9 protein-coding genes are annotated in these 17,089 nt (G+C 72.5%); 3 read left to right on the forward strand and 6 right to left on the reverse strand.

What is annotated here, in order from left to right; genetic code table 11:
* Positions 1 to 22: 22 nt before the first annotated feature.
* The 4 genes from OG230_RS22975 to OG230_RS22990 are packed head-to-tail and all read right to left on the reverse strand — an operon-like array spanning position 23 to position 11,352.
* Positions 23 to 1,324, reverse strand: coding sequence for a M18 family aminopeptidase (locus OG230_RS22975; protein ID WP_328905602.1), 1,302 nt, complete (start codon positions 1,322 to 1,324; stop codon positions 23 to 25).
* Positions 1,321 to 6,894, reverse strand: coding sequence for a MupA/Atu3671 family FMN-dependent luciferase-like monooxygenase (locus OG230_RS22980; RefSeq protein WP_328905603.1), 5,574 nt, complete (start codon positions 6,892 to 6,894; stop codon positions 1,321 to 1,323). The genes OG230_RS22975 and OG230_RS22980 overlap by 4 nt, the downstream gene beginning before the upstream one ends.
* Positions 6,891 to 10,070: a type I polyketide synthase gene (locus OG230_RS22985; protein WP_328905604.1), complete on the reverse strand. Its 3,180-nt coding sequence runs from the start codon at positions 10,068 to 10,070 to the stop codon at positions 6,891 to 6,893. The genes OG230_RS22980 and OG230_RS22985 overlap by 4 nt, the downstream gene beginning before the upstream one ends.
* The gene (locus OG230_RS22990; RefSeq protein ID WP_443051355.1) at positions 10,012 to 11,352 is read right to left on the reverse strand and encodes an MFS transporter; all 1,341 of its coding nucleotides are present in this window, start codon (positions 11,350 to 11,352) and stop codon (positions 10,012 to 10,014) included. Before OG230_RS22990 ends, OG230_RS22985 begins: the two co-directional genes overlap by 59 nt.
* 211 nt (positions 11,353 to 11,563) lie before the next feature.
* Here OG230_RS22990 and OG230_RS22995 point away from each other — a divergent pair, with 211 nt between their 5' ends.
* Entirely contained in the window at positions 11,564 to 12,574 is a 1,011-nt protein-coding gene (locus OG230_RS22995; RefSeq protein ID WP_328905605.1) for a LuxR C-terminal-related transcriptional regulator, read from the forward strand.
* Positions 12,575 to 12,639: 65 nt separating this feature from the next.
* Here OG230_RS22995 and OG230_RS23000 read toward each other — a convergent pair whose 3' ends face one another.
* Entirely contained in the window at positions 12,640 to 14,307 is a 1,668-nt protein-coding gene (locus OG230_RS23000) for a fumarate hydratase (RefSeq protein ID WP_328905606.1), read from the reverse strand.
* Between the two features lie 204 nt (positions 14,308 to 14,511).
* Here OG230_RS23000 and OG230_RS23005 point away from each other — a divergent pair, with 204 nt between their 5' ends.
* Positions 14,512 to 15,228, forward strand: a complete 717-nt coding sequence (locus tag OG230_RS23005) for a DUF1707 SHOCT-like domain-containing protein (RefSeq protein ID WP_443051356.1) — start codon at positions 14,512 to 14,514, stop codon at positions 15,226 to 15,228.
* Positions 15,229 to 15,386: 158 nt separating this feature from the next.
* Positions 15,387 to 15,758, forward strand: a complete 372-nt coding sequence (locus tag OG230_RS23010) for a WhiB family transcriptional regulator (protein ID WP_328905607.1) — start codon at positions 15,387 to 15,389, stop codon at positions 15,756 to 15,758.
* Between the two features lie 179 nt (positions 15,759 to 15,937).
* On the opposite strand, the gene glpX is transcribed toward OG230_RS23010, so the two are convergent.
* Positions 15,938 to 16,972, reverse strand: coding sequence for a class II fructose-bisphosphatase (gene glpX / locus OG230_RS23015; RefSeq protein WP_328905608.1), 1,035 nt, complete (start codon positions 16,970 to 16,972; stop codon positions 15,938 to 15,940).
* Positions 16,973 to 17,089: the final 117 nt, after the last annotated feature.

The following is a 17,089-nucleotide window of genomic DNA, read 5'->3' on the forward strand; positions in this document are numbered from 1 at the left end:
CGGACGCGGCGGTGCGGCCGGGTCAGCCGGACGTCATGAACGCACCCAGGATGGCGGCCAGATACCCGGGATCGGCAGCCCCGCACAGTTCGCGCGCCGAGTGCATGGACAGCCCGGGCACGCCCACGTCCACGGTGGTGACCCCGAGCCGGGCCGCGGTCAGCGGACCGATCGACGTGCCGCACGGCATCGCGTTGTTGGAGACGAACGGCTGCCACGGCGCGCCCGCCCGCTCGCACGCCGCGGTGAACACCGCCACCCCCGTGCTGTCGGTGGCGTACCGCTGGTTGACGTTGACCTTGACCGTCGGTCCGCCGTTGGGCAGCGGGCGGTGGTCCGGGTCGTGGCGCTCCGCGTAGTTGGGGTGCACGGCGTGCGCCATGTCGGCGGAGACGCAGAACGATCCGGACAGGGCACGCGACCAGTCCTCGCCCGAGCCGCCCCGGGCGGTGACCGTGCGGCCGAGCACCCTTTCGAGCAGGGGGCTCTGCGCCCCGGTCTCCGAGCCGCTCCCCACCTCCTCGTGGTCGAACGCGGCCAGCACCGGTACGTGGGAGGGAGGCTCGACGCCGGTCGCCGCGGCGACCAGCGCGGTGACACCCGCATGCACCGAGATCAGGTTGTCGAGCCGCGACGAGACCACGAACTCCCGCTCCACGCCCAGGTATCCGGGCGGCTGGACGTCGTGCAGCATCAGGTCCCAGGCCAGCACGTCGCCCGGGTCCACCTCGGCCGACTCCGCCACACGGCGCAGCAGCGCGCCCTCGTCCGGGTCGCCCAGCGCCCACACCGGGGCGATGTGGCGCTGGCGGTCCAGCACGACGCCGTCGTTGACCGACCGGTCCAGGTGGATGGCCAACTGCGGTACGCGCAGGAGCGGTTCGTCGATCTGGACGAGCTTCGTGCGCGGGGTGCCGCCGGGGCCGCGCAGGGCCAGCCGGCCGGAGATGCCCAGATCGCGGTCCAGCCAGGTGTTGAGGGGGACCCCGCCGTAGATCTCCACGCCGATCTGCCGCCAGCCGGCCGAACCGGTGTCGGGGTTCGGCTTGATCCGCAGATTCGGGGAGTCGGTGTGGGTCCCGACGATCCGGAAGGGGGTGTGGGCGGGGGCGTCCTCGTGGGCGTACCAGGCGATCAGCGCGCCCGCGCGGGCGACGAAGCACCCACCGGTCGCGCCGGTCCAGTCGTCCGTTCCGCGCAGCTCGCGGAAGCCCGCCTTCTCCAGACGCTGGGTGGCACTGGCCACGGCGTGGTACGGCGAGGGGCTGGCCGCGATGAAGGAGAGCAGGTCGTCGGTGTGGCTGCGGTGGGGGGCCGGCGTCATACGGCTTCCGCCTTTCCGGTGTTCGGCAGTGACTGCGAGGGTGAAGGCACTGGTGGTTCGGGGCGTTCCGCGTGCAGCAGTTCCCTGACCGGCCGGTCAGGGCGCGCGCAGAACGCTGCGAGCAGGTCGGTGTATCCGGTGAGGAGATGTTCGGCGGTGTCCCGGGTCCAGAGGTCTGCGGAGAACTCCAGGAACGTCCGATAACCCTTCGCAGGGTCCCGTCGCGGCGCAAGGCCGAAGCACAGCTCGCTGCGGGAAAGCAACGGTGCGAGATCCTCCACCTCGACCCCCAGTCCGGGGATCTCGATGTCCGTGTCGACGGAGTTCTGGAAGGCGAGCACGTGCGGGACCCGGTCGGGTACGTGCTGCGCACCCGCGTCCCGCATCGCCTGCATGATCCTGGCGGTGGGCAGCACATGGGCCATGGCTCCCAGAGCGCCCGCCCCGGTACGCACGGCCAGCTCCGCGCAACTCTCCCCGGGATTGGCTGAATCCAGCCGTACGCGCACCATGACCGCGGTCGACGTCATGGCCACCAGCGACTCGTACGCGGTGCCCTCGCGGTTCGCGTACGGAACGCTGAGCAGGATGTCCGGCTCCCCGGAGAGCCGGGTCAGGAACACGCCGAGCGCCGTGGCCGCCACCGCGAACGGGGTCGTGTGCAGGGCGCTCGCGAACGCCTCGACCGCCGCCCGCAGTTCTCCGGTGGCCTCCCCCCGGATCGTGTCCCCGCGCCCGCTCAGCCGCTCGGGACGCGGATGGTCGGTGGGTACGGGGACACCCGGCGGCACCCCGTCGAGATAGGCCGCGCAGTGCGCGGCCCGGCGCGCCTCCGTCTCCGGATCGTGCCGGGCGCGCTGCCGGCGGGCGTACTCGGCCGGCTGCGCGCCGGGTGCCTCCAGCCCGTGCGGGACACCGGCCGCCGCCGCCGTGTACAGGGCGGCGATCTCGCCGAGCAGCAGGGACAGGGACCAGCCGTCGGCGGTGATGTGGTGCAGGACGAACATCAGGACCCAGCGGTCCTCCTCGACACGCAGCAGCCGCAGCCCGGGCAGCGTGGGCCGGGTGAGGTCGAAGCCGCGTCCCGCCGTCTCCCGGCACAACGCGTCCGCGTGCTCCCGCCGTTCGCCGGGCGGCAGTCCGGTCAGGTCCTCGACGGGCAGCTCCAACGGGTCCGGCGGGAGGACCTCCTGCCACCAGGCGCCTTCCCCGTCCTGTGTGAAGCGGGTCCGCAGCGACTGGTGGCGGGCGACGACCTCGGCGAGCGCGGAGCGCAGCGCATCGGGGTCCAGGCGCCCGGTGAAGGTGATCCGCGTCGGGACGTTCCACACCTCGGAGTGGGGTACGGAGTGATGGCCGGCGATCATGCGTGCCTGCTGGTCGCTGACGGGCGCGCGGTCGACGAGCGTCTCCGGCGGCCGTGCGAGCTGCCGGGTCATCGCCCGCAGCGTGGCGTCCGAGAAGAAGTCGGCCATCGGGTAGTCCGTGCCCACCGCGTCGCGCACCCGGTTCACCAGCCGGATCGCGGCGATGGAATTGCCCCCGAGGTCGAAGAAGTTGGCCGTGTCGGGGAAGCCGCGGACGTCGAGGACCGACTCCCAGACCTTCCGCAGGACCGCTCCGGTGTCCGCGGTCTCCCCGGACGGATGCGCGTCGCCGGTCGCCTCCGACGCCACCGCCGGTGCCGCCACCGGCGGGTCCACCATCGACGCCAGCGTCTCGTCCAGCTCGGCGAGAAAGCCGCGTACCGTCTCCGCGTCGAACAGGTCCGCGTCGTAGCGCAACCGCAGACGCAGCCCCGATGCCGTACGGGTGGCCATCAGGGCCAGCTCCAGCGGGGCCGACTCCGTCCCGGCCGCCACCTCCTCGGCGCGCAGGCCCGGCAGGTCGATCCGGGACAGCGCCGCGGTGTCGAGGTCCACCGACACGGTGACCAGCGGGCGTGGGTTGCCCGGGTCCGGATGTCCGCCGGCGAGGAGCGCGTCCACATCGACGTCACCGTGCTCCCCGGCCTCGAACAGGGCCCGGCCCGTGGCCCGTACCGCCTCGGCGACCGGTGTCCCCTCGGGCAGCGACACCCGCAGCGGCAGCAGCGCGACGTGGAAGCCGACCGTGTCCCGGGTGGCGGGCGTGCGCCGCCCGAACGTCGAGCCGAGCACGAACTCCCGCTGACCCGAGCGGCGTCGCAGGACCAGCTGCCAGGCCGTGCACAGCGTCGCGAACAGCGTGACGCCCTGCTCCCCGCTCCACTCCTGGAGCCGCACGGTCCGCTCCCGGCCGAGGCGGACGGCCTCGGCGCCGCCGCGTCCCGCGACCCGCCGCCCGCGCGGCCGGTCCGTGGGCAGTTCGAGAACGGGCGGCTTCTCGCCCAGCCGCTCGCGCCACCACGCCAGAGCGGCCTCGCTGCGGGGCGGCTCCGCCGCGCCGAGCGTCGTCCCGGCGGGCCGCGCGAAGACGGGCGCCCGCCCCTCCACGGCCGCCCGGTACAGCTCCTCCAGGTCGGCCGTGACCAGCGCCGCCGAATGGGCGTCCGTGACGATGTGGTGCATCCCGAGCACCAGCAGATGGTCGTCGGCGGCCAGCCGGACCAGGCGGGGCGTGAAGAGGGGCCCCTCGGCCAGGTCGTAGCGGCGGGTGCTCTCCTCGGAGAGCACCGCGGCGATCGCCTCCTCCGCCGGCCGGTCACGGGCGTCGGTCACCAGCAGCTCCGTGCGCCGCCCGTGCCGGACGACCTGGAGCACCGTCTCGTCCCGCTGCCCGGCCCGGAAGACCGTCCGCAGCCCCGCGTGCCGGGCGACCAGTCCGTCCACGGCGGTGCGGAAGGCGTCCTCGTCCAGCGGGCCGTGCAGGCGTACCGCCTGTGTCTCGTTGTACGCGGCCGGGTTGCCGAGCAGCTCGGAGGCGAGCCAGAGCCGCCGCTGACCGGAGGTGGCGGGGCCGGTCGTCTCCCGTACCCTTTCCTGGCTGCGACGGCGCAGGACGTCCAGCCGGCCGAGCCCTTCCCGCAGCTGCTCCCCGCCCACCCCGAAGTCGACCAGCGCGGCGATCTCGTCGACGCCGGCCCGGCGCAGGGTGTCGACGAACGGCGCGCAGGTCTCCGGCGAGCCGATCAGGGCCCGCTGGTCGCAGTACCTGTCGTAGGCCCGCCGGAACAGATAGTCGAGGTCCTCCTCGCTCGCCGCCGCCACGTCCTGCGGACGGTGGCCGAGCGCGCTCGCGGCCGACCGCATCAGCAGGGAGGCGCGCAGGTAGCGGCTCATCGGTTCCAGCGCCTCGGCCCGCGCGGTGGCGTGATCCTCGGCGAGGTAGGTGTGCACGAGGAGGGTCACCCGGCCCGCGTCGGGGTCGAGACCGCACGCGGCCCGGGTGCGCCGGTAGTGCGCGATGTTCGCGGCCAGGTCGTCCACGGTCTGGCTCATCAGGTTGGTGACGACGCCGAGGCCGCGCCGGGCCGCCTCCTCGTACGAGCCGCGCTGCCCGGACGTGGCGAGGAACATCGGCGGTTCGCTCTGCACCGGCCGCGGATGGACGCGTACGACGGTCTCGGAGCCGTCCCCCGTGCGCCGCCGCACGCCCTCGCCCCGCCACAGCGCGCGCACCTCGTCCAGGTGGGCGAACGCGATCTCCCTGCGGTCCGCGAACCGGTCCGGGTGCAGGGCGAAGTCCTGCGCGTGCCAGCCGGTGGCGCAGCCGATGCCGACCCGCCCGCCGGAGAGGTTGTCGACGACCGACCACTCCTCCGCGACCCGCACCGGGTCGTGCAGCGGCAGCACGACCGAACCGGCGTTGATCCGGATGCGGTCGGTCTCCCGGGCGATCGCGGAGGCGAGGACGGCCGGGTTGGGGAAGAGGCCGCCGAAGGAGTGGAAGTGACGCTCCGGCAGCCAGACCGAACTGAAGCCGTGCGCGTCGGCGAAGCGGGCCGTCTCGAAGACCGTGTCGTACGCCGCCGGGGTGTCGGCGCTCTCGGGATGGTCGCCGAAGAAGTAGACACCGAAGGCCGGGGCGGGGCGTGCGTCCCCCGCTCCGCCCTGCGGGGACTCCGTGCGCTTCGGACGCTTCGGGGCGGGGAAGAAGCCGCCGTCGCGCAGTTCGCGCAGGGAGCCCTTCACCGCGCCCGAGATCTCCGCCACGTCCTCGTCGGTGTGGGCGGTGGAGAGGTAGAAGCTGCGCCACTCCCAGACGTACAGACCGCGCAGCAGCAGGTGGTGGTAGAGCAGTTCCATGTCGGCGCGGTGGGTGAAGCGGAACATCGAACCGAAGTGCGCTGTCTCCAGCGGGAATTCCTCGTCCCGGAAGAAGGCGTTGAGATCGGCGGCGAGCGCGTCCGTACGGGCGTTCAGCCGGTCCTGGAGCCCCGGGCCCTGCTCCTTGAGATGGGTGAGTACGGCCCTTGCCGCCGCCATGGACAGCGGGTGCTGCATGTACGTGCCGCCGATGAAGGTGGTCTCGTGCGGGGGCCGGCTGTCGTCCCCGTACCTCCAGAACCCGCCGTCGACGCCGTCGAGGAGGTCCGCCCGGCCCGCCACCGCGCCGATCGGGAAACCGCTGCCGAGAGCCTTGCCGTAGGTGGCGAGGTCGGGCACGACGCCGAAGTGGTGCTGGGCGCCGCGCGGGTGCGGGCGCAGCCCCGTGAGCATCTCGTCGAAGAGCAGCACGATCCCGAGGCGCGCGGTGAGTTCACGCAGCGAGCGCAGGAAGGCGACCGGCCGGAGCCCCGGGTTGCGGCACTGCACGGGCTCGACGAGCACGGCGGCGATGCTGTCGCCGAGCGCGGCGACGGTGTCCAGCGCCTCCTGACTGCCGTACTCCAGCACGATCAGCTCGGCGACGGCGGAGGCCGGGATGCCGCGGGAGACGGGGACGGCGTGGTGGTCCGGACCGCCGGGGCGGCCGAGCACGGAGTCGATGTGCCCGTGGTACGAGCCGCGGAACATGACGATCCTGTCCCGCCCCGTCGCGGCGCGGGCCAGCCGGACGGCCGCCGAGTTCGCCTCCGTACCGGAACCGGCGAACGCCACCCGGTCCATGCCGGTCAGCTCGGCGAGGAGGGCCGCCACCTCGCCGGTGTCGGGGGAGCGGGGGCCGAAGCGGAGCCCCTGCGACAGGTGGCGCCGCACGGCATCGGTCACGAACCCGGGCTCGTGGCCGAAGAGCAGGGAACCGAAGCCCATGGTGATGTCGGTGTAGTCGTTGCCGTCGACATCGGTGAGACGGGACCCGTGCGCCGAACGGGCGGCGATCGGATACAGCATCTCCTTGGTCGCGCCGCGGAATCCGACGACGGCCCGGCTGTCGGCGAGCACCGTCCGGTGCTCCTGGGCGAGCGCCTTCGAGGTGCCGGTGCGCGCGGTGAACCGGCGGACGAGGGAGTCGGTGTGGGCGCGCTGCCGGGCATCGGCCGAGGAGCCGGCCATCCCGCCGGCCGGATCGACGAGGAGGCGGGGGCCGTGGGACGCGGGGGCCTCCGGCGGCGGTGCGGGGGAGGCTGCCGCGAGCTGTTCGGTCAGTCGGCGGGAGAGCGCCGCGGCCCTGTCCACGGCGGCGGCGGAGCCGTCCGTCGCGCTCACCGGCCCGTCACCCCGGTGGAGCGGGTGAGCAGGGCGACGGCATCGGAGAGCTGGGTCAGCATGGCCGCCTGGGTCTCGGCCAACTGCCGTATTTGACGCGACAGTTCCTCGACCTCGGCGCGCGTCGCGCAGACGTGTCCGTCGCCCGTGTCCGTCGGAGCGCCCGTGTCCGCCGATGCGGTCGTGTCTGCCGATGCGCCGGTGCCCGCGCGCTCCGGGGCCGTCCGGCCCGCTATGAGCCGGGCCGCCAGACGCGGCGTCCCCGCCTCCTCCAGGATCTCCCGCATCGTGAGCTCGGTGCCGAACTCCGCCTCCAGCTGCCGCACCATGCCGATGAGCTGGAGCGAGTCGGCGCCCAGTGCGACGAACGACCGGTCGGCGCCGACCTCCGCCGGCGGGTGGCCGAGGTGGCGGGCCGTCAGCTCCAGCACACGCTCCAGCACCCGTTCCCGTGCGGCCTGTTCCGTCATGCCATCCTCCGTCGTGTGTCCGTGGGTGTGCGGGGGGACCGGGACCGGCGGCGGTCCGGTCCAGTACGACTGATGCCGGAACGGGTACGTCGGCAGCGGCACCCGACGGCCGCCGCACCCGTCGAGCAGCGCCCGCCAGTCGACGGCCACGCCCGCGCAGTGGAGCCGGGCCACGGCCCGCTCCCACTGCCGGGTCGGTACGGCGACGGCGTCCGGGCGCGCGCGGCGCACCATGCCGCTCACGGCGGCGGAGGGCCCGAGCTCCACAACGACGGGCGGGGCGGCGCCCCCGCCCTCCTCGTCCGGCCGGCCGAGGGAGGCGAGCACGGCGGCGAAGTCGGCGGTGCGGCGCGCCTGCCGGACCAGGTAGCCGGCGTCCGGCAGCCATCCCGCAGGGAGTACGGAGCCGTCGAGACCGGAGACGAACTCCGTCCGTACAGGCCGCAGTTCCGTCTTCTCGGCGGCCACCCGGAGGTCGTCGAGCACCGGGTCGAGCAGCGCCGTGTGGAAGGCCCGGTCCACGGCCACCGGCTCGTACGCCTCGCCGCGCGCCGAGAGCAGCGCCCGCGCTTCCGCGACCGCCGCCGGGGGGCCGGCCACCACGTGATGGGCGGGCCCGTTGACCACGGCGAGTTCCAGGCCCCCGACCGCGGAGAGCAACTCCCGTACCCGCAGCCGCGACACGAAGACCACGAGCATCGCGCCGACGGCCGACCCCCGCTGCATCAGCTGTCCGCGCCGGCACAGCAGCCGCATCGCGTCCTCGGCGTCCACGGCCCCGGCCACGCACAGCGCCGCGTACTCCCCGACGCTGTGCCCGGCCACGCGCGAAGGGGTGACGCCGAGTTGTTCCCACAGCCGGGCCTGGGCGATCTGGAGGGCGAACAGCGCGGGCTGCGCGAGGTCGGTGTCCCATCGTCCGGGCCCGTGGCCGTCGACGACGCGCGCCAGGAAGTCCCCGCGGCCCGTCTCCTCCTCGTACACCCGGGCGCAGGTGGCGAGTGTCGTCGCGACCACCGGGTAGCGGGCCGCGAGCCCGGCGGCCATGCCGGGGCCTCCGCCCCCCTGTCCGCTGAAGAGGAAGACGGGCTCGGCCTCCCGCTCCGCCACTCCGGCCTCCCGCTCCACGACTCCGGCCTCGTACGCCCCCTCGGCCGCCGCGCCCGACAGGAAGGCGTCCAGCCCCGCCACCGGGTCCCGCGTGGTCACGACCAGCCGGTGGGGCAGAAGGCGCCTGCCGAGCGCGGTCGTGACCAGCAGATCGGCGGGCTCCGGCACCGGCCCGCGCACCAGCCGTTCGCGGAAGGCGTGGGCGTACGCCACGAGGGCCTCGTGGCTCGCGCCGGACAGCGGAAGCAGACCCGGGGGCTCGGCGGTGGCCGGGCGCACGGGCGGCGGGGGCGCCTCCTCGAGGATCACGTGCGCGTTCGTCCCACCCATGCCGATGGAGTGGACCCCCGCCCTGCGCACCCCGGGCAGCGGCCACGCCCGTTCGCGCTCCGGCAGCAGGAACGGGCTCTCCCCGACCGCCAGGGCGGGGTTGGGCCGGGCGAAGTTCACCAGCGGGGGCACCACGCCGTGGCGCAGCACCTCGATCGCCTTGACCAGCCCGGCCAGGCCCGCCGCGCTGTCCAGATGGCCGATGGCGGGTTTCGTGGAGCCCAGCGCGCAGAATCCCGTCCGGTCGGTGTCCCGGCGGAAGGCCGCCGTGAGGGCCGCGAATTCGATGGGGTCGCCCTTGAGGGTGCCCGTGCCGTGCGCCTCCAGGTAGCCCACCGAACCGGCCGTCACCCCGGCGGCGTCCAGCGCGCCCAGCACCGCGTCGCGCTGCCCGGCGGTCCCGGGCGCCGCGAAGCCCCGTTTGTCCGCGCCGTCGTTGGTGACGGCGGAGCCCAGGATCACCGCGTGCACGGTGTCGCCGTCGGCGAGCGCCCGGTCCAGCCGCTTCAGCAGGACGGCGGCCACGCCGTTGCCGCCGACGGTGCCGTCCGCGTCCGCGTCGAAGGCCCGGACCGTACCGGTAGGGGAGAGCGTGGAGCCCTTCACCCGGTGGTGCCCGGTGATCTGCGGTAAGTGCAGGGCCGCGGACGCCGCCAGCATCAGGTCGGCCTCGCCCGCCCGCAGCGCCTGGCAGGCCAGATGCACCGAGACCAGCGAACTGGAGCACGCGGTCGCCACGTTGACGGCGGGGCCGGTGAGACCGAGGCGGTACGCGGCCCGGTTGGCGGCGAAGTCCGGGTAGGTGCCGACCTGGATCTGCTTGTGGGTCATCCAGTCGCCCGACCGGATCTCCTCGGCGAGGTTGTCGGCGAGATAACTGTGCAGTGAGTACAGGCGGTATCCGGTGCTCCCGTACACCCCGGTCCTGACGGCGGGGTCCGGTTCCGCGTAACCGCCGTCCTCCAGCGCGTGGAAGCAGCACTCCAGGAGAAGCCGCTGCTGCGGATCGGTGAGCGTCGCCTCCCGGCCGCTCATGGAGAAGAAGCCGGCGTCGAACCCGTCCACGGAGTCCAGGAGGGCACTCGCCCCGGTGAAGCCCGGCGCGGTGTAATCCGCCTCCGGCACCCCCGCGGCGGCGAATTCGGCCTCGGTGAAACGACGTACGTGCGACACACCGGCCCGGATGTCGCGCCAGTACGCCTCGGTGTCACTGGCTCCGGGGAGTCTCAGCGCCGTCCCGATCACCGCGATGCGGTTCTCCCTCACCTGCGTCTCCCTCGCCCGCCGTGACCCGCCGCGGCCCCGCGTGCGGCGGCCCGGGCGCCGGCTGTCCGGGCGCCCGCAGCCCCGCTACCCGCGGTCGGGCCACTCGAAGCAGGAACGCCAGTGCGACCACGATGGCCGCCCCGTGGGACCAGGCCACCACCGTCAGGGGGCTGTACCCGTCCAGGGCGGCGGCGACGAGGATCATGCCGACACCGAACCCGAGGTTCTCGAAGGTCGCCGAGAGCCCGAAGGCGTGCCCGCGCAGACCGGCCGGAAGAGTCTGGAGATGCGAGGTGTACGAGACCTCGGTGAGCCCGTCGGCAGCCCCCGCGACCAGCGCGATCACGGCCGTCGCGACCAGCGGGAAGCCGGCGAACGCGAGGATGAAGGCCGAGGACATCACGACCGTCCCGTACCCGAAGCCCAGTGCCCCGACCGCCCGCCCCGTGCGCTTCGTGTACCGCTGGATCACCTGCTGGGCAGCGACGTTGCCGAGCGCCCACAGACACCAGAACGCGCTGACGAACACGGCCGGGTCCGCCGGGTCCACGGCGCTGGAGTGGACCGGCAGCGCCGCGTTGTGGGAGGACGAACCGAAGGCGTCCACCCCGCGCAGCGCCACCATGAGACCCAGACCGGGCGCGGCGGCCAGAGCGAGGAAGGCGACCGGCATACGCCGTCGTCCCTTCGTCTCCCGCGCCGCCGCGCCCTTGGCCGGCCCGTCGGCCGGCCCCTCTTCAGTACGCTCGCCGGAATCCCCCTCCGAATCCGGCGATGCGCCCCCGCCTCTGCCGCCTCCCGCGATCGGCAGCAGAGCCACCGTCACCGCGCAGACCACAAAGGTCGCCATGTCGACCACGAAGGCCGCTGTGTACCCCACCAGGGACACCACCACGCCGGCCGATGCGAAACCGGCCACCATCGCCAGCGAACGCCCCGTGATGGAGAGGGAGTTCGCCCAGGCCCTGCGGTCCGCGCCGACCATCTCGGGAATGGAGCTGCGCAGCGACACCATGAACAGCGTCCCGCACGCGCCGATCACCACCGAGACCGCCATCAGCGCCGCCGTCCGCAGCCCGTCCGGAGCCAGGATCAGCAGCAGCATCACGGCCGCCTGCGCCACGTTGGCCCAGAGCATGATGCTCTTCGCCGTGAAACGCGCGAGCAGCCCGCCGGCCGTCAGCCCGGCGACGAATCCGGAAGCCAGCCGCACCGCCATGAACAGCCCCATGGCGAGCGCTCTGCCCGTCGTCGCATAGACGAACAGATTGAGCGCCACCATATTCAGGAACGTGCCGTACGAAGACACCGCGTAACCGGCGACGAGGATTCGATAACGCCGTTCCGAACGTGCCGCGTTGTCCGTTCCGCTGTTCCGTGGGCTGTTCGAATGGCTGCCTGTGCCCCTGCTGCCGAGCGTCACCCGCTCATAGTCGTCCAGGCGCCGTGCTCACCGCTGTCGCCCCGTACGCACAAATGTAATCTGCATACTTGTGAAGGACGATCATTCCACCCCACCGGCATGTGATTGCCGCGAATCGACGTCGAGCCGCTCACCGGGCGAGCGTCCCTGCGACGCGGCACTCGCCATATACCGGCGCGCGCTCGTGGAGGGGAGCCTTCCGCAGGACGAGGTGGCGGACTGTCTGCGGACCCTGCACCTGATGGTGGCGGACCGTGACTCACCGGGGTTCATGATCCCCGTACCGCCGGAGACGGCCTCGTTCGCCGCGCTCGCGCCGATCGAGGAGGCGATCGTCGAGCAGCGCCGCACCCTGCGCTCCGCCCGCGCCGCGCTCTCCGTCTTCGAGGCGCTGTACGCGGACGTCCACCGGCTCCAGCAGCCCGCGCTCACCCGGCTCACCGGCGAGGCCGTGATCAGCAAGGCGCTGGAGGCCGGAGTGGCCGGCTGCCGGGAGGAGGTCCGCACGGCGCACCCCGGCGGCGGCCGGCCCGCGCACGTCCTGAAGGAATCGCTGATCCGGGACCTGGGCAATCTGCGCCGGGGCATCCGGCAGCGGACGATCTACCAGCACACCGTCCGCTCGGACCGCCCGACGCTCTCCTACATCGAGCAGGTGACCGCCGCCGGGGCCGAGATCAGGACGCTCGCCGAGGTGGTGGACCGGGTCATCGTGTTCGACCGGAGCGTGGCGTTCGTCCCGTTCTCCGACGAGCCCCACAACGCCCTGCGCATCCAGCACCCCTCGCTGGTCCGCTTCCTGGCCCGCAGCTTCGACGAGGCGTGGGCCCGCTCGGTCCCGGTCCGCCCCGAGCGTGCCCCGCTGCGCACCCCCGTGATCACGTCCGACCTCCAGCGCGCCATCCTCCAGGCGGTCGTCGACGGCGAGACCGACGCGGCGATCGCCCGGCGTCTCGGCATGAGCCGCCGCAGCGTCGCCGAACACATGCGCAAGGTCTCCGACCAGCTGGGCAGCAACAGCCGAGCCCAGCTCGGCTATCTGGTCGCGACCTCGGGCCTCCTGGACGAACCCGAGTCCTGAGAACGCGGGCGGGGGCGCCCCGGCCGAAGCCGGAACGCCCCCGCGGGCAGGGAGGGGAGGCCGGGTCAGCCGAGGCCCGGACCCCGCACCGGAATGCTGGTGAACGTCGGCGCCGGCGCCGGCTCGGTGAAGAAGTCGTTGCCCTTGTCGTCGACCACGACGAACGCGGGGAAGTCCTCCACCTCGATGCGCCAGACCGCCTCCATGCCGAGCTCCTCGTACTCGACGACCTCGACCTTCTTGATGCAGTCCTGCGCGAGCCGCGCCGCCGGACCGCCGATCGAGCCGAGGTAGAAGCCGCCGTGCGCGTCGCACGCGTCGGTGACCTGCTGGGAGCGGTTGCCCTTGGCGAGCATCACCTTGGAGCCGCCCGCCGCCTGGAACTGCGCGACGTAGCTGTCCATCCGGCCGGCCGTCGTCGGACCGAAGGAACCGGAGGCGTAGCCCTCCGGCGTCTTCGCCGGACCGGCGTAGTAGACCGGGTGGTCCTTCAGGTACTGCGGCATCTCCTCGCCCGCGTCGAGCCGCTCCTTGATCTTGGCGTGCGCGATGTCGCGCGCCACGACCAGCGGGCCGGTCAGCGAGAGCCTGGTCTTCACCGGGTACTTGGTCAGCTCGGCGAGGATGTCGTCCATCGGCCGGTTGAGGTCGATCCGTACGACGTCCCCCGCCTCGTCGAGGTGCTCGTCCGTCGTGTCGGGCAGGAAGCGCGCCGGGTCCTTCTCCAGCTGCTCCAGGAACACGCCCTCGGCGGTGATCTTCGCGGTGGCCTGGCGGTCCGCCGAGCAGGACACGGCGATCGCGACGGGCAACGAGGCGCCGTGGCGGGGCAGGCGCACGACCCGCACGTCGTGGCAGAAGTACTTGCCGCCGAACTGCGCACCGATCCCGATCTTCTGCGTCAGCTCGAAGACCTTCTCCTCCAGCTCCTTGTCACGGAAGCCGTGACCGGTGGGGGAGCCCTCGGCGGGCAGCTCGTCCAGGTAGTGCGCGGAGGCGTACTTCGCGGTCTTGAGCGCGAACTCGGCCGACGTACCGCCGACGACGATCGCCAGGTGGTACGGCGGGCAGGCGGCCGTCCCCAGGGAGCGGATCTTCTCCTCCAGGAACTTCATCATGGAGGACTCGTTCAGTACGGCCTTCGTCTCCTGGAACAGGAACGACTTGTTGGCCGAACCGCCGCCCTTCGCCATGAAGAGGAACTTGTAGGCGCCGCCGTCGGTCGCGTACAGCTCGATCTGGGCCGGGAGGTTCGAGCCGGTGTTCTTCTCGTCCCACATGTTCAGCGGGGCCATCTGCGAGTACCGCAGGTTGAGCTTGGTGTAGGCGTCGAAGATGCCGTGCGACAGGGCCTCCTCGTCACCGCCCTCGGTGAGCACGTTCTGCCCGCGCTTGCCCATGACGATCGCCGTGCCGGTGTCCTGGCACATCGGCAGGACGCCCGCGGCGGCGATGTTCGCGTTCTTCAGCAGGTCGAGCGCGACGAACTTGTCGTTCGACGACGCCTCGGGGTCGTCCACGATCCGCCGCAGCTGCGCCAGGTGGGCGGGCCGCAGGTAGTGCGAGATGTCGTGCATCGCCTCGGCGGCGAGGGTGCGCAGAGCCTCCGGCGCGACCTTGAGGAACGTACGGCCGTCGGCCTCGAAGGTGGAAACACCCTCGGAGGTCACCAGACGGTACGGCGTGGTGTCCTCTCCCAGGGGGAGCAGATCGGAGTACGCAAACTCTGGCATTACGGCCATTCCTCACTCGGCAGACAGCTGCTGACCTCCCTTGGGCAGCGCACACCAGGGTAGAACGCCGAGGGGGCCCGGCTCCTGTGAGGTAAGGCTCACCCCGTACGGCACCTCCGGGGGCCTCCGTTGCGGCCACCCACACCCGCCACGCCCCGCCGCAACCCCTAGTCGCGATCTATCGCGTTTGGGTACGCTGGTTCGGTGGACCTCGAAAAGCAGCCCCAGCAGCCGCAGTCGCAGCCGCCCGCCGCCCCGGCCGGGACCACTCCGGCCGGACCCGCGCCGGTCGGACCCGCGCCGGTCGGTATCCGGGCCTCCGACGCCGACCGCGACCGGATCGCGGACATCCTGCGGGACGCCGTGGCCGACGGCCGGCTGACCCCGGAGGAGCATGCCGAGCGCATCGACCTGGTCTACCGGGCCAAGACGGTCGGCGAGCTCGAACCCCTGGTGCGGGACCTGCCGACCGGGGCGGGCGCCCAGCGCACCGCGTCGCCCTCGCACGCCTACGGCCCCGAGGCGCCGGCCGGGCCCGCCGACAACCTGGTGGCCGTCTTCAGCAGCTCCACCCGGCGGGGACGCTGGCGGGTCGGCGGCAGGACCAATGCCTTCGCGCTCTTCGGCAGTGTCGAGATCGATCTGACCGAGGCTCTTTTCGGCCAGAGACTGACCGTCATCAACGCCACGTCCATCTTCGGCAGTGTCGAGATCAAGGTCCCAGAGAACATCTCGTTGCGCGGCAGCGGGACAGGTATTTTCGGCAATTTCGAAGTCGACACACTGGAATCCGCGGACCCGGAAGCGCCGGTGGTCGTAGTGAACGGCTATTCGGTGTTCGGGAGCGTCGAGGCAAAACCCAAGCGCGGCAAGCTCATTGCGAACCTCCACGACCAGTTGCGCAAACACCTCGGCCACTGAGGCGCACTGCCGTCACGCTTCGGGTTTCGGCCATGCGGGCGATCGGTCGCAATTGCGTCCACCGCAAGCCAGTGCCACTCAGTGCATAGGCGCGCGCACAGCGGGTAGGGAGTGCTGCATCGTCTCTCGCTCGCGAAGCCGTCGTCAGGAGTAGACCCGTGCTGCAACCGCCGCATCAGACTCTGCAGGTCGTCGCCGTGCCTTCCCAGCGCACTCCCGCGCGGGAGGACGAGGCCGGCCCCTGGCACGCGGAGGCGGTGTGCCGCCGGGACGAAGCCGGGCTGTTCTTCGCCCCGTCGAAGGAGCCGACTGCTGCCAGGCTGTCCCGGGAGGAGGCCGCGAAGCGGGTCTGCGCGCGCTGTCCCGTGATGGTCGAATGCCAGGAACACGCCCTCGTCCAGCCCGAGCCGTACGGGGTGTGGGGCGGCCTCACCGCCGCCGAGCGCCGCGTGGTGCTCGCCCGGCGGCGCCGGCGTGACATCGAGCTGAAGACCGCGGCCACGACGGAGCACATCGCCGCGGCCGGCTGACCCGTGGGCCCGGGCCGTCCCGACCGGCGGCCCGCCACCGCGGGCACGTCGCCGCGGCGGGCCTACGGGTCAGGGGCCGCCCCGACCGGCGGCCCCTGACCCAGCTGATTCGCCCGCGCGCGGGCTCGCGTGCGAGAACCTCGTCGGCCTCGGCCGACGGGGTTCTTCGCGTACGGGATCTACTTCGCGCGGTCGAAGTCGATGGCGCTGTACGCGCGCAGCTTCGAGAGGCGGTGCGTCGAGTCGATCTTCCGGATCGTGCCCGACTTGGACCGCATGACGATCGACTCGGTGGTGGCGGTCTCCGCGCGGTACCGCACCCCGCGCATGAGCTCGCCGTCGGTGATGCCGGTCGCCACGAAGAACACGTTGTCCCCGCTGACCAGGTCGTTCGTCGAGAGCACCCGGTCCAGGTCGTGCCCGGCGTCCAGTGCGCGCCGGCGCTCGTCCTCGTCCTTCGGCCAGAGCTTGCCCTGGATGACGCCGCCGAGGCACTTGATGGCACAGGCCGAGATGATGCCCTCGGGTGTGCCGCCGATGCCCATGAGCAGGTCGACGCCGGTGCCCTCGCGGGCGGCCATGATCGAGCCGGCGACGTCGCCGTCGGAGATGAACTTGATCCGCGCGCCGGTCTCCCGGATCTCCTTGACGATGCCCTCGTGGCGGGGGCGGTCGAGGATGACGACGGTGACGTCCTCGGGGGTGGAGTTCTTCGCCTTGGCGACCCGGCGGATGTTGACCGAGACGGGGGCGTTGATGTCGACGAAGTCGGCGGCCTCGGGGCCGGTGACGAGCTTGTCCATGTAGAAGACGGCGGACGGGTCGAACATGGTGCCGCGATCGGCCGCGGCGAGCACGGCGATGGCGTTCGGCATGCCCTTGGCGTTGAGCGTGGTGCCGTCGATGGGGTCGACGGCGATGTCGACCTCGGCGCCGGTGCCGTCGCCGACCCGCTCGCCGTTGTAGAGCATCGGGGCTTCGTCCTTCTCGCCCTCACCGATGACGACGACGCCGTTCATCGAGACGGTCGAGACGAGGGTCCGCATGGCGTTCACGGCGGCGCCGTCGGCACCGATCTTGTCGCCGCGACCGACCCAACGGCCGGCGGCCATGGCCGCGGCCTCGGTGACCCGGACCAGCTCCAGGGCCAGGTTGCGGTCGGGGGCCTCCGGGGAGACCTCGAGCTGGGACGGCAGTTGATGGTGCTCGGACATCGGAGCGCACCTTTCTGTACGACGACGACCGGATAAAGAGGGTGCCTGTGACTCTATCGGTAGGTCGATAAAATGAGCAGGGGGGGTCACGTATGAGCGGGCGCCCCGTGGTCGGCC

Source organism: Streptomyces sp. NBC_00234 (genome assembly GCF_036195325.1).
In the GTDB taxonomy this organism is placed as follows: Bacteria; Actinomycetota; Actinomycetes; order Streptomycetales; family Streptomycetaceae; genus Streptomyces.